Origin of the sequence: Streptomyces sp. NPDC006265 (assembly GCF_040613555.1) — a bacterium.
Taxonomy (GTDB): Bacteria; Actinomycetota; Actinomycetes; order Streptomycetales; family Streptomycetaceae; genus Streptomyces.
In genome coordinates this window covers 1-17718 of record NZ_JBEXSH010000082.1, presented here as the reverse complement: position 1 = coordinate 17718, position 17718 = coordinate 1, and the positions used below count along the sequence as shown (strand labels likewise).

18 protein-coding genes and 1 pseudogene are annotated in these 17718 nt (G+C 71.9%); 10 read left to right on the top strand and 9 right to left on the bottom strand.

Annotated elements, in window-relative coordinates; translation table 11 throughout:
* Positions 1–148: 148 nt before the first annotated feature.
* Genes ABZ281_RS10090 through ABZ281_RS10080 form a run of 3 tightly spaced genes read right to left on the bottom strand, consistent with a single transcriptional unit; the run spans position 149 to position 3401 of the window.
* Positions 149–1219, bottom strand: coding sequence for a low specificity L-threonine aldolase (locus tag ABZ281_RS10090; RefSeq protein WP_356653940.1), 1071 nt, complete (start codon positions 1217–1219; stop codon positions 149–151).
* Entirely contained in the window at positions 1216–1962 is a 747-nt protein-coding gene (locus tag ABZ281_RS10085) for an SDR family NAD(P)-dependent oxidoreductase (protein WP_356653944.1), read from the bottom strand. The genes ABZ281_RS10090 and ABZ281_RS10085 overlap by 4 nt, the downstream gene beginning before the upstream one ends.
* Positions 1963–2003: 41 nt before the next feature.
* Complete coding sequence (locus tag ABZ281_RS10080) at positions 2004–3401, bottom strand: DUF6421 family protein (protein WP_356653938.1); 1398 nt, start codon at positions 3399–3401, stop codon at positions 2004–2006.
* A 249-nt stretch (positions 3402–3650) separates the two neighbouring features.
* Here ABZ281_RS10080 and ABZ281_RS10075 point away from each other — a divergent pair, with 249 nt between their 5' ends.
* Positions 3651–4334: a glycerophosphodiester phosphodiesterase family protein gene (locus tag ABZ281_RS10075; protein WP_356653936.1), complete on the top strand. Its 684-nt coding sequence runs from the start codon at positions 3651–3653 to the stop codon at positions 4332–4334.
* Here ABZ281_RS10075 and ABZ281_RS10070 read toward each other — a convergent pair.
* Positions 4331–4870 (bottom strand): GNAT family N-acetyltransferase, encoded by a 540-nt coding sequence (locus ABZ281_RS10070; RefSeq protein WP_356653934.1) that lies wholly within the window; start codon positions 4868–4870, stop codon positions 4331–4333. The genes ABZ281_RS10075 and ABZ281_RS10070 overlap by 4 nt on opposite strands.
* Positions 4871–4940: 70 nt before the next feature.
* Between ABZ281_RS10070 and ABZ281_RS10065 the strand changes: the two genes are divergently transcribed.
* On the top strand, positions 4941–5333 hold the full coding sequence (locus ABZ281_RS10065) for a VOC family protein (protein ID WP_356653932.1): 393 nt from the start codon (positions 4941–4943) through the stop codon (positions 5331–5333).
* A 2-nt stretch (positions 5334–5335) separates the two neighbouring features.
* Here ABZ281_RS10065 and ABZ281_RS10060 read toward each other — a convergent pair whose 3' ends face one another.
* The gene (locus ABZ281_RS10060) at positions 5336–6250 is read right to left on the bottom strand and encodes an N-acetyltransferase (protein WP_356653930.1); all 915 of its coding nucleotides are present in this window, start codon (positions 6248–6250) and stop codon (positions 5336–5338) included.
* A gap of 187 nt (positions 6251–6437) precedes the next feature.
* Here ABZ281_RS10060 and ABZ281_RS10055 point away from each other — a divergent pair, with 187 nt between their 5' ends.
* Together ABZ281_RS10055 and ABZ281_RS10050 are read left to right on the top strand one after the other, a co-directional pair.
* On the top strand, positions 6438–7199 hold the full coding sequence (locus tag ABZ281_RS10055) for a VOC family protein (RefSeq protein ID WP_356653928.1): 762 nt from the start codon (positions 6438–6440) through the stop codon (positions 7197–7199).
* A 269-nt stretch (positions 7200–7468) separates the two neighbouring features.
* On the top strand, positions 7469–8485 hold the full coding sequence (locus tag ABZ281_RS10050; RefSeq protein WP_356653926.1) for an aldo/keto reductase: 1017 nt from the start codon (positions 7469–7471) through the stop codon (positions 8483–8485).
* Between the two features lie 34 nt (positions 8486–8519).
* Here ABZ281_RS10050 and ABZ281_RS10045 read toward each other — a convergent pair whose 3' ends face one another.
* Entirely contained in the window at positions 8520–9056 is a 537-nt protein-coding gene (locus ABZ281_RS10045) for a MarR family transcriptional regulator (RefSeq protein ID WP_356653942.1), read from the bottom strand.
* 245 nt (positions 9057–9301) lie between these two features.
* The gene (locus ABZ281_RS10040) at positions 9302–10963 is read right to left on the bottom strand and encodes an FUSC family protein (protein WP_356653924.1); all 1662 of its coding nucleotides are present in this window, start codon (positions 10961–10963) and stop codon (positions 9302–9304) included.
* Positions 10964–11111: 148 nt separating this feature from the next.
* Between ABZ281_RS10040 and ABZ281_RS10035 the strand changes: the two genes are divergently transcribed.
* The 5 genes from ABZ281_RS10035 (at position 11112) to ABZ281_RS10015 (ending at position 15145) form a co-directional block, all read left to right on the top strand.
* A complete protein-coding gene (locus tag ABZ281_RS10035; RefSeq protein ID WP_356653922.1) occupies positions 11112–11660 on the top strand; it encodes a DUF5134 domain-containing protein in 549 nt (182 codons plus the stop codon).
* A gap of 98 nt (positions 11661–11758) precedes the next feature.
* Positions 11759–12694 (top strand): M56 family metallopeptidase, encoded by a 936-nt coding sequence (locus ABZ281_RS10030; RefSeq protein WP_356653920.1) that lies wholly within the window; start codon positions 11759–11761, stop codon positions 12692–12694.
* Between the two features lie 148 nt (positions 12695–12842).
* Entirely contained in the window at positions 12843–13511 is a 669-nt protein-coding gene (locus tag ABZ281_RS10025) for a phosphatase PAP2 family protein (protein WP_356653918.1), read from the top strand.
* A gap of 61 nt (positions 13512–13572) precedes the next feature.
* The gene (locus ABZ281_RS10020; protein ID WP_356653916.1) at positions 13573–14262 is read left to right on the top strand and encodes an HAD-IA family hydrolase; all 690 of its coding nucleotides are present in this window, start codon (positions 13573–13575) and stop codon (positions 14260–14262) included.
* Between the two features lie 196 nt (positions 14263–14458).
* The gene (locus tag ABZ281_RS10015; RefSeq protein WP_356653914.1) at positions 14459–15145 is read left to right on the top strand and encodes a helix-turn-helix domain-containing protein; all 687 of its coding nucleotides are present in this window, start codon (positions 14459–14461) and stop codon (positions 15143–15145) included.
* Here ABZ281_RS10015 and ABZ281_RS10010 read toward each other — a convergent pair.
* Complete coding sequence (locus tag ABZ281_RS10010; protein ID WP_356653912.1) at positions 15133–16635, bottom strand: hypothetical protein; 1503 nt, start codon at positions 16633–16635, stop codon at positions 15133–15135. The genes ABZ281_RS10015 and ABZ281_RS10010 overlap by 13 nt on opposite strands.
* A gap of 190 nt (positions 16636–16825) precedes the next feature.
* On the opposite strand from ABZ281_RS10010, the gene ABZ281_RS10005 reads away from it, so the two are divergent.
* Positions 16826–17479 (top strand): DUF305 domain-containing protein, encoded by a 654-nt coding sequence (locus ABZ281_RS10005; RefSeq protein ID WP_356653910.1) that lies wholly within the window; start codon positions 16826–16828, stop codon positions 17477–17479.
* A gap of 30 nt (positions 17480–17509) precedes the next feature.
* On the opposite strand, the pseudogene ABZ281_RS10000 reads toward ABZ281_RS10005, so the two are convergent.
* Positions 17510–17647, bottom strand: a pseudogene (locus tag ABZ281_RS10000) (DUF6214 family protein); the annotation flags it as partial.
* Between the last annotated feature and the right edge of the window lie 71 nt (positions 17648–17718).

The following is a 17718-nucleotide window of genomic DNA, read 5'->3' as shown; positions in this document are numbered from 1 at the left end:
GCCCTGGCGCCAGTTCCAGCGGCGGCAGGTCACGCCCGCGTCGTCGCACCACACCATGCAGCGAGAGAACGGCTGAACACCACCGCAACCGGCGGTCGCCTGCGGCGCACTGGCGGCGACCGGCGCCGGGCCCGGTGAACCCGCGGGGTCAGCGGGCCATCTCCTCCTTCAGTGCCGCCACGAACGTGTCCACGTCCTCCTCGGTCGTGTCGAAGGCGCACATCCAGCGGACGTCGCCCGCGGCCTCGTCCCAGAAGTAGAAGCGGAACCGCTTCTGGAGGCGCTCGCTCACGTCGTGGGGCAGCCGGGCGAAGACCGCGTTGGCCTGCACGGGGTAGAGGATCTCCACCCCGTGCACGGCCCGCACGCCCTCGGCGAGGCGCCGGGCCATCTCGTTGGCGTGGCCGGCGTTGCGCAGCCACAGGTCCCGGGCGAGCAGGGCCTCCAGCTGCACCGACACGAAGCGCATCTTGGAGGCGAGCTGCATGGACAGCTTCCGCAGGTGCTTCATGTGGCTGACGGCGTCCTGATTGAGGACCACGACGGCCTCACCGAACAGGGCACCGTTCTTCGTGCCGCCCAGGGAGAGGATGTCGACCCCGGCGGCATTGGTGAGCGTCCGCATCGGGACGTTCAGGGTGGCGGCGGCGTTGGCCAGCCGCGAGCCGTCCAGGTGCACCTTCATGCCGTGCGCGTGGGCGTGCTCGCACAGGGCGCGTATCTCCTCCGGCGTGTAGACCGTGCCCAGCTCGGTGGCCTGGGCGATCGAGACGACCTGCGGCATCGCGCGGTGCTCGTCGTCCCAGCCGTACGCCTGCCGGTCGATCAGCTCGGGCGTGAGCTTGCCGTCGGGCGCCGGAACGGTCAGCAGCTTCAGGCCGCCGACCCGCTCCGGGGCGCCGCACTCGTCGACGTTGATGTGCGCGCTCTCCGCGCAGATCACCGCACCCCAGCGGTCGGTGACCGCCTGGAGCGCGACGACGTTCGCGCCGGTGCCGTTGAAGACCGGGAAGGCCTCCGCCGTGGGCCCGAAGTGACTGCGGACCACCTGCTGGAGGTTCTCGCTGTACGCGTCCTCGCCGTACGCGACCTGGTGCCCACCGTTGGCCAGAGCCAGGGCGGCGAGCACCTCCGGGTGCGCCCCGGCATAGTTGTCGCTGGCGAAACCGCGGACCTCGGGGTCGTGATGACGGCGGGCGTCGGTCTTCGGCGGGTTCACGGCTTCTCGGTGAGCCACAGACGGATTCCGTTCACTTCGGCGGCGGGCTTCTCCCAGACCTCGGTGATGGCCTTGGCGAGGTCCTTGACGTCGGTGAAGCCCGCGAACTTCGCGTTGGGCCGGTCGGCACGCATCTCATCGTGCACCAGCGCCTTCACTACCAGGATCGCGGCAGCCGACGTCGGACCCTCGGCGCCCCCGGCCTTGCGGAAGTAGTCCGCCATGGCCAGCGTCCACGCCTCGGCCGCCGCCTTACCGGCCGCGTAGGCGGCGTTGCCCGCGGTGGGCTTGCTGGCGCCCGCGGCGCTGATCAGCACGTACCGCCCGCGGTCGCTGCGTTGCAGCCCCTCGTGAAAGGCGAGGGACGTGTGCTGCACCGTGCGGACCAGCAGCATCTCCAGGAAGTCCCAGTCGTCGAGGCTGGTCCGGGTGAAGGTCTCGCTGCCGCGCCAGCCGCCGACGAGATGGACCAGGCCGTCGACGCGGCCGAAGTCCTTCTCGATGCGGGTGGCCCAGTCGCGGGTGGCCCCCAGGTCCAGCAGATCGACCGTGTCACCGGTGACGGTGGCGCCGCCGGTCGCGTAGCGCGCCGCGTCCACCGCCTCGGCCAGCCGCTCCGGATCGTTGTCCGAGCCGATGACGGTGGCTCCCGCCTCGGCCAGTCTGAGCAGCGCGGCCCGGCCGGCCGGCCCGCCCGCTCCGGCCACCGCGATCACCGCACCGCTGAGCGCCCCGTTCCCCATGACCTTCGCCTCCTGAGCAGTGTTCTCGGTACGCCGATCGCTCACGCCGCGACCCGCTCGGCGCTGTCCGCCGTGATGCCCTTGGTGGAGGCGATCACGTTCTTCAGTTTCTTGGACAGTGCCTCATAGAACATGCTCAGCGGAAACTCGTCCGGAAGCACGTCATCGACGAGTTTGCGCGGCGGCTGCGTCGTGTCCAGGGCGTCGGGGCCCTTGGCCCACTTCGAGCCCGGGTGCGGGGAGAGGTAGGTGGAGACCAGCTCGTACCCGGCGAACCAGTGGACGAGCTTCGGGCGGTCGATGCCGTCGCGGTACAGGTCCTCGATCTCCGCGCACAGCTGGTTGGTGACCTGCGGAGCGCGCTCCCAGTCGATGGTGAGCCTGTTGTCGGTCCAGCGGACGACATCGTGCTTGTGCAGGTAGGCGAAGAGGAGCTGGCCCCCGAGGCCGTCGTAGTTGCGGACGCGCTCGCCGGTGACGGGGAAGCGGAACATGCGGTCGAAGAGCACCGCGACCTGCACGTCACGGGCCTGCGGGACGCCGTCCGCCTCCAGCTTCACGGCCTCCTTGAAGGCGGTGAGGTCGCAGCGCAGCTCCTCCAGGCCGTACATCCAGAACGGCTGGCGCTGCTTGATCATGAACGGGTCGAAGGGCAGGTCGCCGTGGCTGTGGGTGCGGTCGTGGACCATGTCCCACAGGACGAACGCCTCCTCGCAGCGCTTCTGGTCGTGGACCATCGCGGCGACGTCCTCGGGGAGCTCCAGGCTCAGGATGTCGACGGCGGCGTCGGTCACCCGGCGGAAGCGGGCGGCCTCGCGGTCGCAGAATATGCCGCCCCAGGTGAATCGTTCCGGCGCCTCGCGCACGGCGATGGTCTCGGGGAACAGCACGGCCGAGTTCGTGTCGTAGCCCGCCGTGAAGTCCTCGAACGTGATGCCGCAGAACAGCGGGTTGTCGTAGCGGGTGCGCTCCAGCTCGGCCAGCCAGTCCGGCCAGACCATGCGCAGCACGACCGCCTCGAGGTTGCGGTCCGGGTTGCCGTTCTGCGTGTACATGGGGAAGACGACGAGGTGCTGGAGGCCGTCCGCGCGGTTCGCGGCGGGCTGGAAGGCCAGCAGCGAGTCGAGGAAGTCGGGCCCCTGGAAGCCGCTGTCGGCCCACCGGGTCAGATCCTTGACCAGGGCCTCGTGATAGGCGCCGTCGTGCGGGAGCAACGGGGAGAGCTCCAGGACGGCGTCGGCGACCTGGCGGACGGCGAGCTCGGCGTCGACGGGGTCGGGCGCGCCCTCGGCGTCGAAGTCGATCGACCCGTCCTTGGACTGCCATGGCCGGATCCGCTCCACGGCATCCTTGAGCACGGGCCATGCCGGGTGCTCCACCACCCTGACCACGGGAGGAAGACCTTCCTCCGAACCCACCTGCACAAGAATTTCCGTCATGTCCCACCTTCCACGGGAGAATCTCACGTATGCAGACCGTATACACACGAGCTTCCTCCCAGCAAGGGTGAACCCGAGAAAATATCCTGCCTGACCCGCACCATCACCGCACGTTTTCCTGTCGGTCATGCTTCTGCCCGGATGCACGGCAACCATGCCCTCACTCTCTGCACAGGGCGGGTCCAGGCGATACGGTCAGGGGGGCCGTCAGGCCTCCAGTGCCGCCTGTCGACGGAAGAGAGTCGCGTCTTGAACTTCCTCACCATCGGTCACCGCGGAATCATGGGTGTGGAACCCGAGAACACCCTCCGGTCCTTCGTCGCCGCCCAGGAGGCGGGGCTCGACGCCATCGAACTCGATCTGCATCTGAGCAAGGACGGCGCGCTCGTCGTCATGCACGACACGGATGTGGACCGCACGACCGACGGCACCGGGCCGATCGCCGAGAAGACCCTCGCCGAGCTGCGGGCCCTGGACGCGGGCCGGGGCGAGCGCGTCCCGGTGTTCGAGGAGGTCCTGGAGGCGGTGCAGTCGCCGCTCCAGGCGGAGATCAAGGACGCCCAGGCGGCGCGTGCCCTGGCCGAGGTCATGAACGAGCGCGGACTGGCCGGCCGGGTGGAGGTGTCCTCGTTCCACGACGAGGCGATCGCCGAGATCAAGCCACTGGTGCCGGGGGTGCGCACCGCGCTGATCGCCAGCCGCTACGGCACCGACATCGTGGACCGCGCCGTCCAGGCCGGCGCCCAGACGGTCTGCCTGAACATCCGCAGGCTCACCCTGGAGATCGTGGAGCGGGCCCGCAAGGCCGACCTGAGGATCATCGGCTGGGTGGTGAACACGCAGGACCAGCTGCGGCTCGTCCGGGCGTTCGGTCTGGACGGCGCGACCACCGACCACCCGGACATCAAGCGCACGGGCCGTTTCACGGCCTAGTCGAGCTCCTTGACCAGCAGCTCGAACTGCAGGTCGTCGCGCTGCGGGACGCCGAAGCGCTCGTCGCCGTACGGGAACGGGGTCATCCGTCCCGTACGGCGGTAGCCGCGCCGCTCGTACCAGGCGATGAGGTCGTCGCGCACGGAGATCACGGTCATCTGCATCTCCCGCACGCCCCAGGTCGCGCGAGCGTGCCGCTCCGCCTCCGCGATGATCACCTTGCCGAGGCCCGCGCCCTGGAGCAGGGGAGTGACGGCGAACATCCCGAAATAGGCGTGGTCGCCCTGGTGCTCCAGCTGACAGCAGGCGACGATCCTGCCGTCCCGCTCCACGGCCATGAGCCGGCTCTCGGGCGACTTGATGACCTCCAGCACCCCCTCCGGGTCGGTCCGCTGCCCTTCGAGGATGTCCGCCTCGGTGGTCCACCCGGCCCGGCTGTCGTCGCCCCGGTACGCCGACTCGATCAGCGCGACCAGCTCATCGACGTCGGCGTCGGTGGCATCGCGGAAGGTCAGTGCGGTGGCGGCGGTCTCCATGGGCGTACGTCTCCGTATGTGGCGCGGCTCGGGCAGGGATGAGCGTAACGCCGCCACTAAGCTCCCCTGCATGGTGCATGTACTCAGCAGCCGGATCCTGCTCCGTCCCACCGACCCCGAGCGGTCCCGGGCCTTCTACGGCGAGCAGCTCGGCCTCGCCGTCTACCGGGAGTTCGGCACGGGAGCGGAGCGTGGCACGGTCTTCTTCATGGGCGGCGGCTTCCTGGAGGTCTCGGGCCGGTCCGAGACGCCCCCGGCGCCCACCGTACGGCTGTGGCTGCAGGTCGACGACGTGGCCGCGGCACAGGAGGAACTGCGGGCGAAGAGCGTGGACATCGTGCGGCCGCCCGTGAAGGAACCGTGGGGGCTGGTCGAGATGTGGATCGCGGATCCGGACGGGACGCCGATCGTGCTGGTCGAAGTACCGGCGGACCACCCGATGCGCCACCGGCCGGGCATCTGAGCTCAGTCCGGGCGGTGTACCCAGCCCCGGTCGGCCCGGGTGAGTTCGCGAAAGCCCGCCCCGGCCAGGAGGGCGAGCGGGGCACGGTCGGCGGCCGATTCGTAGGCGACGAGCCGGTCGACGCCGCACAGCCGCAGCCAGTCGGCTGCCCGGGCGAGCAGCCAGTGCTCCAGGCCGGTGCCGTGCTGCGCGGGGTCGATGCACAGGTTGCCGATGTCGGCGAGACCGGCCGCTCGGGCGTGGCGTTCCGGGCGGGCCAGGGCCGTGTCGATCTCGATGTACCCGAGGGCCCCGCCCGCCGCCCGGGCCGTAAAGCGGGTCCCGCACTCCCCCAGCGTGCGCTCGGCCGTGACGCCCGGCCGGGGCTCGGGGGCCGGCAGGTCGGCCACCCGGGCGATCAGGATGACCTCGGTGTCCCCGGTGTGCCGGAACCCCGCGCGTTCGTACAGGGCCCGGATGTGGGGCCAGTTGCGGGGCAGGCCGTAGACGAGCGGGGCGGGCAGGGATCCGTCGGCGTACCGTACGCGGGCGTTCCAGCGGGCGAACTGTGCGAGGCACGCCCCCATCAGCAGGTCCGCGGCGAGGTCGGCGTCCGGCCAGAGAGACGCCGCCGGACGGTGGACGAACCAGTTGATCTCGGCGGCGTCCCGGTGGTCCGTGCCGACCTCGGCATCCGCCCGGTAGCGCAGCAGGTGGGCCGCGGCGACGAGGTGTCCGCGCAGCTCGGCGACGAGCGTCGTCCGCTCGGCCACCCACGGGTCCGTGATGAACTCGCCGGGCTGCCGCTCCAGGTCGCCCAGGACGGTGTTCACGGAGACGGAGACGCCGGGGACGACGGCCGCCACGTGCAGGTTGACCAGGTCGGTCAGCTGGTCGCGGTCGGTCCGGCGGAAGGGACGCACCTCGGGCGCGGGCATGGGTACCTCCGGGCAGGGTGAAGGGAGCTGGAGGCCGCCACGCGGTGCGGTACGGGAGTGAGGGTACGCCGGGGCCGAGGCCGCACACCAGTGGGTTTCCCCGGATGGCAGGGAGCCCGGGGGGCGGCTTAGCGTGCTGGAGGGGGACCTCCGGGGGCCTGTCCCCGCCGCTCGTGGAAGGAACACCATGAAGCTCGACGCACCGGTGGCCGGCGGCCCCTGCTGGACCGAGCTGGGGACCAGCGACCTGGACGCGGCCCGGCGGTTCTACACGCGGCTGTTCGGCTGGCGGCCCGAGACGGACGCTCGTCAGGAGGCCGGCGGCTACACCGTCGCGCACCTCGGGGACGCCGCCGTGGCCGCACTCGCTCCGCTGTATCAGCCGTCGCAGCCGGTCGCGTGGAACGTGTCGTTCGCGGTGACCGACGCGGACGCCACCGTCCGTGCGGTGACGGAGGCGGGCGGGACACTGCTGTTCGGCCCGATGGACGTGTTCGACGTGGGCCGTTTCGCGGTGGCCGCCGATCCGGGCGGTGCCGTGTTCCAGCTGTGGCAGGCGGGGACGTTCCCGGGTGCCGGGCTGTTCAACGCGCCCGGATCGCTGGGCTGGGTGGAGCTGATGACGCGGGATCCGGGGGGGGCCGTGTCCTTCTACACGCGGGTGTTCGGCTGGACGGTGGCTCCGTCGGACCGCTACACCCAGTGGGGCGTCGGCGGCGCGGACTTCGGCGGCATGGTGACGATGGACGAGAAGTTCCCGCCCGAGGTGCCGGCGCACTGGCTGCCGTACTTCGCGGTCGCCGACGTGGACGACACCACCGCTGTCGTCCAGCAGCACGGCACGGTCCTGATGGTGCCCACCTCCGTGCCCGACGGGCCGCGCATCGCGGTGCTCCGGGACCCGCAGGGGGCGATGTTCGGCGTCTACCGGGCGGGCGACGAGGGCTGAGGCGGCGGTGTGCGACGCGGGGGGAGCAGCTGCGGCTTGCGCTGAAGTGCGCTCCAGCTCCTAGTGCCGCGGCAGGCAACGTTTGCCCGTTGAGGAGCGGCGTCCGGTGGGGGTACCCCCTGCTCGAGCGGAGTCGAGAGCTTGGGGGAGCGTGCCGGGCGTCGTGACGGGGCGAACGTTGCCTGTTGCGGCACTAGCGTCCTGCGTACGACCTGCCGGGAGGGGACGAGAGCGGGCGTTACACACTGTTCGGCAAGACCGGTCTGCGCGTGAGCGAGCTGAGCCTCGGCGCCATGACCATCGGGGACGACTGGGGCTGGGGCGCCGGAAAGGAGACCAGCGCCCGGATCCTCGACGCCTACGCGGAGGCGGGCGGCAACTTCGTCGACACCGCCAACAACTACACCGACGGCAGCTCGGAACGGATCCTCGGAGAACTGCTCGAGGGGCGGCGCGACAGGTTCGTGCTGGCCAGCAAGTACACCTGCGCCATCCGCGACGGCGACGTCAACGCCGCGGGCAATCACCGCAAGAACCTGATCCAGTCCGTGGAGGCGAGCCTGCGACGGCTGCGCACCGACCGGCTGGACGTGCTGTGGGTGCACGCCCGGGACAACTTCACACCCGTCGAGGAGGTCATGCGGGCCCTGGACGAACTGGTTCGCACGGGCAAGGTGCTGTACGTCGGTGTCTCGGACTGGCCCGCTTGGGAGATCGCCCGGGCGGGCACCCTGGCGGAGCTGCGGGGCTGGACCGCGTTCGCCGGCTCGCAGCTGCGCTACAGCCTGCTGGATCGGACCCCGGAGCGCGAACTGCTGCCGCAGGCCCGGGCGTTCGACCTGGCCGTGCTCGCGTGGGCGCCGCTCGCGGCCGGGAAGCTCACCGGCAAGTACCGCAGGGGCGAGGCCGGCCGGCTGGGCACCACCGGCGCGGACGCCGACCCGCGCGAGGAGGCGGTGATCAGCGCCGTGCTGGAGGTCGCCGAGCAGGGCGGCTGGAGCCCGGCCCAGGTGGCACTGGCCTGGCTGCTGGCGCGGCCGGGCAACGTGGTGCCGATCATCGCGGCGACCGGGGAGAGCCAGCTCGCCGACAATCTGGGCGGTGTCGGCGTCCGCCTCGACGCGGAGGCCCTCGCCCGGCTCGACGAGGTGAGCGCGGTGCCGCTCGGATTCCCGCATGACTTCGTCCGCGAGCCCGCCATCACCCGGAACATCTACGGCGACCGCTGGGCGGCCGTCGACGACCGCCGCTCCACGCATCGCCGCACCGTGCACGAGGTGCTGTGACCAGTACGCCGACGCGCCCCGGCCGGTGGTCGGTTCAGGCCCGCAGCACGCCGAGCCGCCCTTCGAGCTGGCTGAGCAACTTCCCTAGCAATGCTGCGAGTTCGCCCTGCTCGGGGCCGTCCAGGCCGGACAGCACGGCGGTCTCGTAGGCGAGCTGGACGGGCAGGATGCCGTCGACGAGGTCGCGTCCGGCGTCGGTGAGGCGGAGGTGGACCACGCGGCGATCCCGGGTGTCCCCGCGCCGCTCGACCAGACCGCGCTCGGTCAACTGCTTCAGGCGTTTGGTGACCGCGGCCCCCGAGGAGAAGGTCTCCCGGGCCAGCTCTCCGGGCGTCAGCTCGTGCCCGGTGCGGCGCAGCGCACCCAGCAGATCGAACTCGGGCCGGCTCAGGCCCGCCCGGCGCAGCGGAGCGTCCTCGGCCTGCTGCAGCAGCGCGGCACAGCGGTTGATCCGCCCGATGACCTCCATCGGACCGGTGTCGAGCCCGGGCTGCACGGTCTGCCACTGCCGGACGACGGCGGCCACGGTGTCGCCCCGCCGGCCGCCGCCGGGATCGGCTTCGCCGTGGATCCCGGCGTCCGGGTCGGCTTCGCCGGGCAGGTCGCGAGCCGGATCACCCACGGTGGTTGCCCGCCCCTCGGCCGAACGCCCGTCGGGACCATCGCCCGCGGCCACCCGAGCGCCGCCGACGGGCTCCCCTCCGGCCGCTGCCCCCTCGTCGGCCGCCCGTTCCTCCGCCACCGGCTCTGCCTCGTACCCCGGTTGCGGGGCCCGTCCCCAGCCGCTTCCCGTGGGCGATGGTCCTTCGGTCGGCGTCATGGCCGTGCGTCCTCCGTTTCGGTGGCCGGGTCCCGGTCCGGGAGCAGTCCCTGGCGTCGGGCCGTAGCGGCGAGCGTACGGTGTCCGGACTGTTCGGCGAGCACGACCCGCTCCTGGGGCTGGGCCCGCTGCCACCATTCACCGGCGGCGGCGTCGGCCGTGGCGCGCAGATCGGACAGGGCGACGGCGAGGCCGCGGCGGGCGGATTCCAGGGCCGTGGGGCCGGGGTCCGGCTCGGCCAGGACGCGGACGGTGTGCTCGCGGGCCCGGTCGGCGGCGGCCAGCGCGCGGTCGACGCGGTCGCCCGCGCGCCGGTTGGTGACCGCGACGGCGGCGACGAACCCGACCAGCACACCGACGACGGTGTCCACCACCCGCTCCGCCATCAGCGTCCCGGTCTCCTGGTATCCGGCGAACTCCGTGATGAGCAGGGCCATCGGCGTCACGCAGACGCTGCCGAGCCAGTAGTTCCGGCTGATCAGCACCTCCGCACCGAAGCTGAACGCGAGGCAGCACAGCACGAGCGCCGCCGGGCCCAGGTGCGCGAGCGGCACGACGGCCAGGAAGACGAGCACGCCGACGACGTTGCCCACGACCCGCTGGACGGCCCGGCTCCAGGTCAGCGCGATGTTCGCCTGGTACAGCGAGGCGGCGGTGACCAGCGCCCAGTAGGGGCGGCCGATCCCCAGGGCGAGGGAGGCGTAGCCGGCGAGCGCGCAGCCGAGCGCGGTACGTGCCGCGAGCGGGGTCAGCGGGCCCAGCCGCGACCAGAGGGGCCGGGCCGCGTCCACGCCGAGCAGTCCGTCGGCCGCGTGCGGCAGTCCGGCCTCCGGGACGGGGCCGGTGCCGCGCAGCGAGCCCGCCCACGCGCGCAGCCGGCCCGCCTCCGCCTGCGTCGGCGCCGCGAGGGCGACCTCGGCGCGGACGACGAGGCGTTCGAGGGCCCGCCGGGTCCGGGAGGAGGCACTGGTGGACAGGAGCGACTGCCAGGCGGCCTGCACGGCGGCATAGCCCGCGGCGCGGGCCCGGGCGTGGCCCTCCCCGGTTCCGCCGGTGTCGGCGTACCCGGCGGCGGCCTTCAGAGCGGCGGCGGTGGCGCGGCGCTCCGGTCCGTGCGGCCGGACCAGCACGGGCGCCATGCAGACCAGCCAGGCCCACGCGCCTGTGGCGGCGGCCAGGGCCAGGTGTCCGGGCACCTGGGCGAGGGTCTGCGGCGCGAACAGGGATGCGGAGCTGACGAAGGTGAGGACGACGTTGCCCGGCGGGCCGACCCGGGTGGCGTCGCACAGCACCTTCTGGGCGGCGGCCAGCAGCGCACCGACCGTGACCAGCACGACAGCGCTGCCGGTGAGCGAGGCCGCGACCAGGGCCACGCCGAACCCACCGAGCATGCCCAGCACCACCCACACCAGGACCCGGGCCCGGGCGGCGTACGGCCGGCTGTGGGCGTACAGCGCGCACAGGGACCCGGCCATCGCGTACATCACGAGGTCGAGCCGGCCGAGCGCCAGAAGGGTGAAGGCGGGCGGGGCGATCGCCGCGACCACGCTCAGCGCGGGCTTGAACCAGATCTCCGAGGGCCTGCCGAGGCGCAGCACACCCGCCAGGGGGAGATGCCGGGCGAGGGGGGTGGAAGGGGCGGGCTGCGCACTGCTCATGGCGACAAGATTAACAGGTGTTTTACTTGTAAATCGCTTGCCTTCACTGGCGTGCTCCGTCGAATGCTCCCCGTGTACACCCTTGCGCTTGCGTGCGCGCCGCATGGTCCGGGCATCGAATGACCGACCGTCGAACGGGGAGGTGCGCGTGCACGGACCGGCTTCGTCAGGCTGGCTGCTGGTGGCGCTCTGCGCGGTGACCGGCGCCTACTGCCTGGCGCGGATGCGCAGCGGCGCCGAGGAACAGCGCAGTGCAGCGGGCGGCGAGGCGCTGATGGGTTTCGGGATGGCCGCGATGGCCGTACCGGCGGCGGTGTTCACCCCACCCTCGTGGGCCTGGCCCGTCTACGCGGCGGTGTTCGGGGCGGCGGGGGTCCACGCACTGTGGGCGGCGCGGGCGGGCACGCACCATCTCCACCACCTGGTGGGGACCTCTGCGATGGTCTACATGTCCCTCGTCATGGCCGGCTCCCCCGGACACGCGCACGGCCGGGGCGGATCGGGAGTCCCGGTCCTGACCGGGGCGCTGCTGCTCTACTTCGCCGCTTACGTACTGCTGGCCGGCGTCCGCCTGGTACCGGTGGCCGCCGTGGCCGCGGGCGGCGTTCGAGCGGGGTGGGGCGACCGGCCGGAACTGGCTCGGGCCTGCCGGCTGTCCATGGGCATCGCGATGGTGGCGATGCTGCTGACGCTGTGAGCCGGACCGGCCCGCCGCGCCCAACGGATCCGTTGCCTGCGTCACTTTGACGGCACAAGGCGTACCCGTGGGCGGGGCCGCGCTCATAGGCTGCCCTCATGATGCTCACCGCCGCGCTGCTGCTGCTCGGCGCCGTGACCGCCGTGGTCGCCCCCAGGCTGCTCGCCCGGGCGGACTGGCCGGACCGTGAGCCGGTGGTGGCGCTGTGGGTGTGGCAGTGCGTCGTGGCGGCCGTCCTCGTGTGCTGCGCGCTGTCCATGACGCTCAGCGCGGCGGCGGCCTGGCACGCGGTCGGCGGGCACCTCTTCGCCACGGCCCCGCGCGCGGTCGTGGAGGCCTACGCCCTCGGTACGGCGGGCCCCTGGGCCGCGACCACGGCGGTCGCGCTGGCCGGCGCCGGCCTGTGGAGCGCGGCGATGCTGGTCCACGAGGTCGCCGGGGCCCGCGCCCGGCGCCGCCGGCGGCGTGCCGATCTGCTCGTGCGGGCTCCGCTGCTGCCGGGCGAGGTGGCCGTCTCCGGTCGGCTCGTCGTCCTGGAAAGCGAGCAGCCCGACGCCTGGTGGCAGCCCGGTGCTCCCCCGCAACTGGTCGTCACCACGGCCGCGTTGCTCCGGCTGAAGGGCCGGCAGCTGGACGCGGTGCTCGCCCACGAGCAGGGCCACGCCCGGGCCCGGCACGACTGGCTGCTGAACTGCTCCTCGGCTCTCGCCGGCGGCTTTCCGCAGGTGCCGGTGTTCGCCGCGTTCCGCGACGAGATGCACCGTCTGGTCGAACTCGCCGCCGACGACACGGCATCGCGCCGCTTCGGCCGCCTCACGACGGCCCTCGCGCTGGTCGAACTGAACGAGCACCGCGGCGTGTTCGGGCCCTGCCCGACCCCGCAGGCCCATGTCCCCGCCCGGGTGAACCGGCTGCTCACTCCCCCGGACCGGCTGACCGCGGCCCGGCGTCTGCGGCTGACGGCGGCGGCCGCGCTGGTGCCCGTGGTGCCGGTGCTGGTGGCGTTCGTACCGGGGCTGCGGGCGCTGGGGTAGCCGGAGCGCCCGGGCGTGCCGACTCCCTCCCCCCGGCGCGGGCGCCCGGGGGTTCCATGGGCCCGGCATGGCCTGAGCATGCCGACCCGGCGACGGAAGATCGCCTCCGTACTGGATCCGGCCCCCCCGGTTCGGCGAGGATCGCTGTATGCACACCTCGTCCGTCGGCTCCCCGCCCCGTCCGACGCACCGCACCACCGCCGGTCTCGTCGGCGTCCTGGCCCTGTGCTCGGCGCTGTTGCTGGCCCTCGTCGCGGCGAGATGGAGCCCGTTGATCAGCGCGGACGGGGACATCGCCGACACCACGCACCGCTGGGCGGTCGACGAACCGGCCCTCACCCAGGCGTGCCGCATCCTCACGGACTGGGTGTGGGATCCGTGGACGATGCGTCTATTGTGCGCGGCCGTCGTCGTGTGGCTGGTGGTGCGGTGGGCGGCGCGCTGGACGGCGCTGTGGCTGGCGCTGGCCGTCGCGCTGGGCACGCTGCTGCAGCAGGGCATCAAGGCCGCGGTGGACCGCCCCCGCCCGGTCTGGCCCGATCCCGTCGACTCGGCCCACTACTCGGCGTTCCCGTCGGGCCACGCCATGACCGCCACGGTGGTGTGCGGCCTGCTGCTGTGGCTCCTGCACCGGCACGGCGTAGGCCGGGCCGTGTGGCGTACGGCCGTGGCCGTGGCCGTCGTCTCCGTGGTCGGGGTGGGGCTGACCCGGATCTGGCTCGGTGTCCACTGGCCGTCGGACGTGGTGGGCGGCTGGCTGCTGGGCACGACGGTGGTGGCCCTGGCGGTGTGGGTGCACCGGCGCCGGCAGCCGTGAACCCGGCGCCGTCTCACCGGTCTTCGTTCGCGGCGGCCCGCGACCTCGTAGGATCACCCCCATGACGGCCGTGCTCTTCGACTCCTCCGGAACCCTCTTCCGTGTCGAGTCCACCGACTCCTGGCTGCGTGGCTCCCTCGCCGGGGCCGATGTCCGGCTCACGGAGCCCGAGTTGACCGCCGCGGTCTCGGCTCTGGAGGCGGTGGGGGCGCTGCCCGGCGGTGGTGATCCCGCGCGGGTCCCGGAGGAACTGGCGGACGCCTGGCTGATCCGGGACCGCAGTGCCGCCCTGCACCGGGCGGCCTACACCGGTCTCGCCCGGCAGGTCCCACTGCCCGACCCGGCTCTGCACGACGCCCTGTACGACCGCCACATGACCCCGGCCGCGTGGGCCCCGTACCCGGACGCCGTCGAGGTGCTGCGCGCGTTGCGGGAGCGGGGCGTTCTCGTCGGGGTGGTCAGCAACATCGGCTGGGACCTGCGGCCGGTCTTCCGCGCGCACGGCCTGGACCCCTACGTCGACACATACGTCCTGTCGTTCGAGCACGGCATACAGAAGCCCGACCCGCGGCTCTTCGGCATCGCCTGCGAGGCACTCGGCGCCGACCCGCGCACCACCCTCATGGTCGGCGACGACCGCCGGGCGGACGGCGGCGCCGCCGCTCTGGGGTGCCGGGTGCACTTCGTGGACCATCTGCCGGTGGCCGACCGGCCGGACGGGCTGCGGCCGGTCCTGGATCTGGTGAGCTGAGGCGGGGACACCGTCCGCGTGGAGGGGGAAGCGCGGAAAGTAGCCCAAGGCCACTACCAGGGCCGATCGCGCGCCCGCCTCGGACGATCCCCCGCGTCGCCCGAGGCAGACGGCATCACCGGCCCAGACCTGACAGGTCTTGGCCGGACCCTCTGAGTATAGTTGGCTGGCAGCCAGTCAACACAGGAGTTGCAGCATGTCTCCGCGTAGCGCCTCGGTGAACGAAGAGTTGCGCCGGCGTTCCCGGGAGCGGCTCCTGCAGGCGGCGGTCGAGCTGGTGGGTGAACACGGTTACGAGGCGACCACGCTCGGCGACATCGCGGACCGGGCGGGATCGGCCCGGGGTCTGGTGTCGTACTACTTCCCGGGCAAGCGCCAGTTGGTGCAGTCCGCCGTGCACCGGTTGATGCACCGCACACTGGAGGAGGCGCTGGAGCGCGAGCCGCGCACGGAGGACGGCCGGGAGCGGATGGCCCGGGCCATCGACGCGATCCTGGGTCTGGCCCGGGACCGGCCCGTGCTGATGCGCCAGCACATGGCGGGGATCCTGCAGGGCGAGGGCTTCATGCAGTGCCCGGAGCAGCGGCGGCTGGCCGAGCTGCTGCGGGACACCATGGCCCGGCACGGGTCGCCGGACGTCGACAGCGACTACCCGATGATGCGCGCTCTGCTGATGGGCGCGGCGTACGCGGCCCTGGTGCCGGGGGCGCCGATGCCGGTGCCGGTGCTGCGGGCCGAACTGTTCAAACGCTACCGGCTCGGCTCGGAGCTGGGTCTCCCGCCGGAGACCGGAGCCTCCGGCGGGAGGGGCGACAAGGATCTGTCGCGGTACTTCGCGACCGGGGCCGCACCGGAGTGCGACCCGGGGGGTCAGTCGAAGTAGTCCGGCTGCGTCTGGACGTTGAGCTCACGCTGGTGGACCCGGCGGGCCGGGTTCGTGCGCCGGTCGTCGATCTTCAGGACGTCGAAGCCCCGGGCGTACTCGTTCGAGTAGATGTAGCCGTTGTAGTAGTACGCGGACCAGGAGCCGCCCGACTTGATCGTGTCGGTGGTCAGCGGGCCGCGGTCGAAGTAGGCGATCTCCTTGGGCTTGGCCGAGTCGGTGAAGTCCCAGACGGAGACGCCGCCCTGGTACCAGGCCTGAACCATGATGTCCTTGCCCTTGACCGGGATCAGCGAGCCGTTGTGGGCGACGCAGTTCTCGGTGTCCGCCTGGTGGCGGGGGATCTTGAAGTAGCTGCGGAAGACGAGCTTGCGCTTGTCGCCCTTGCCGACCACGTCGTAGATGCCGTCGGCGCCTCGGTCCGGGCCGATCTCCGCGTTGCAGGTGGCCGCGCCGCCACCGCCCAGCTCGTCGGTGAAGACGACCTTGTTCGCCTTCTGGTTGAAAGTCGCCGAGTGCCAGAACGCGAAGTTCACGTTGTCCTGCACGCGGTCGATGACCTTCGGGCGTTCCGGGTCCTTGATGGAGAACAGGATCCCGTCGCCCATGCAGGCACCCGCGGCCAGGTCCTTCGACGGCAGCACGGTGATGTCGTGGCAGCCGGTGGTCTTGGACACGCCCGGGTTGGTGGGTCCGCCCGGGTTGCCGCCGCCGTCCGGCCCCTCACCGGGGAACAGCACGGGGAAGCCCACGACCTTCGCCTTCTCGGGGGCCTTGCGCGGCACCTTGATGACGGAGATGCCGTCGTGCGGCGGCTGGCAGTCCGGGTAGGCGGCGTTCGGCGAGTACGAGGAGACGTACACGTAGACGTTGCGGCGCTCGGGCACCAGCGTGTGGGTGTGCGAGCCGCAGGCGGTCTCGACGGCGGCGACGTACCTCGGGTTGCGCTTGTCGCTGATGTCGAAGACCTTCATGCCCTCCCACGAGGACTTCTCGGTCGCCGGCTGGGTGGTGCTGGAGCAACTGCTGTCGCTGCGCGAGGAGTCGGTGGACAGAAACAGCAGGTCGCCGGAGACGGAGATGTCGTTCTGCGAGCCGGGGCACAGCACCTGGGCGATGGTCTTCGGCGCCTTGGGATTGCTGATGTCGAAGATGCGGAAGCCGTCGTAGTTGCCCGCGAACGCATACCTGCCCTGGAAGGCGAGGTCCGAGTTCGTGCCCTGGAGCACGTCCTTGGGGACGTGGGCCAGGTGCTGGATGTTGTCGGAGTGGACGATCTCGTCCTGGCCGGGTATGTCGCCGTTCCGGATGGCCTCCCGGACCTCTGCCTGGTCGCTCTTGGAGACCTTCTTCGGCGCTGTCGGCGCGTCCCCGGGGTCGGGGGTGGCCCCTGCCGGTGCCGCGGTGAGGAGCGCGGCCAGCAGCCCGGCGGCGGCAGCGGCAACTCCCAAGCGTCTGAGGCGTGTTCTGCGGTCGTTCAACAGGATCACTGTTTTCCTCCCTGGTTCCGTTCACTGCGGAACGGTTCACGCACCACGCAGTATCGTCTTCGCCATGCACATACCAACAGAGGGCAACAGAATCGCAATGAAGTTTTCCGATCAATGACCCGCGGAAGCGTGCGTGTACGTCGTCCGCAACTCGAGGTGCGTCCCAACCCGCCTGCCACAGGAGGTCGTTGTGCTCTTCCGCCGTGCGTCCCGGGCGTCCGCCGTCATGACGGGGCTGGTCGCCCTGGCCGTGCTCGCGGCCGGGGGCTGTGACTCCGGTCCGGACCGCAAGCCGGCCGCCGCGGACGGGCCCGCCGTGATCGCGCCGGGTGAGCCCGGCGAGGCGAACCGCACCCTGTCCGCCGAGGAGGCCGCCGACCGGCGCTCGGAGAACGACTCCCCCAACTCGGCCGACGTCTCCTACGTCCGGATGATGATCGAGCACCACGCACAGGCCCTGGAGATGACCGAACTCACCCCGGGGCGGGCCGAGTCGAAGAACGTGAAGCGGATCGCCGAGCGCATCGCGGCCGGTCAGAGGCCGGAGATCGAGGCCATGAAGGGCTGGCTGAAGTCGTACGGCAAGCCGTTGAAGGCCGAGCGGCACGAGCACGCCACGATGCCCGGCATGGCGACGCAAGCCCAGCTGAAGAAGCTCCGCGCCGTCGGCGGAAAGGCCTTCGACCACCTCTTCCTCGCCCTGATGACGACCCATCATCAGGGTGCGATCACCATGGCCACGGACGTGAAGGGGCAGGGCAACAACATCCGTGTCGAGGAGATGGCCGACGAGGTGATCGCGCAGCAGACGAGCGAGATCACACGGATGCGGAACATGCTCTGATCGCGCTCGGGGGCAGGACCTCGTCCCGGTTCAGCGCCTGGCGCGGCGCGGCGACAGCAGACCAGCGTCCCGGGCCTGGCCGATCAGCCTGAGCGACGTGCGACGGCTGTGCCCGGTCGCGCCCATCACGGCGAGGACCGGGTCTGCTTGTCGGCATCACCGGTGCTCTAGCCGGTCGCGTCGTCACCGGAAACGCCGACGGCTTCTGGGGCCCCAACGTCTCGTCGGCCACCGACTTC

Excerpts from the sequence above, each read along its gene's own strand:
- ABZ281_RS10040 (WP_356653924.1), bottom strand. The coding sequence starts at position 10,963 with ATGAGCAGTGCGCAGCCCGCCCCTTCCACCCCCCTCGCCCGGCATCTC.
- ABZ281_RS10065 (WP_356653932.1), top strand. The coding sequence starts at position 4,941 with ATGGTGCATGTACTCAGCAGCCGGATCCTGCTCCGTCCCACCGACCCC.
- ABZ281_RS10020 (WP_356653916.1), top strand. The coding sequence starts at position 13,573 with ATGACGGCCGTGCTCTTCGACTCCTCCGGAACCCTCTTCCGTGTCGAG.
- ABZ281_RS10015 (WP_356653914.1), top strand. The coding sequence starts at position 14,459 with ATGTCTCCGCGTAGCGCCTCGGTGAACGAAGAGTTGCGCCGGCGTTCC.
- ABZ281_RS10055 (WP_356653928.1), top strand. The coding sequence starts at position 6,438 with ATGAAGCTCGACGCACCGGTGGCCGGCGGCCCCTGCTGGACCGAGCTG.
- ABZ281_RS10060 (WP_356653930.1), bottom strand. The coding sequence starts at position 6,250 with ATGCCCGCGCCCGAGGTGCGTCCCTTCCGCCGGACCGACCGCGACCAG.
- ABZ281_RS10085 (WP_356653944.1), bottom strand. The coding sequence starts at position 1,962 with ATGGGGAACGGGGCGCTCAGCGGTGCGGTGATCGCGGTGGCCGGAGCG.
- ABZ281_RS10025 (WP_356653918.1), top strand. The coding sequence starts at position 12,843 with ATGCACACCTCGTCCGTCGGCTCCCCGCCCCGTCCGACGCACCGCACC.
- ABZ281_RS10030 (WP_356653920.1), top strand. The coding sequence starts at position 11,759 with ATGATGCTCACCGCCGCGCTGCTGCTGCTCGGCGCCGTGACCGCCGTG.
- ABZ281_RS10070 (WP_356653934.1), bottom strand. The coding sequence starts at position 4,870 with ATGGAGACCGCCGCCACCGCACTGACCTTCCGCGATGCCACCGACGCC.
- ABZ281_RS10080 (WP_356653938.1), bottom strand. The coding sequence starts at position 3,401 with ATGACGGAAATTCTTGTGCAGGTGGGTTCGGAGGAAGGTCTTCCTCCC.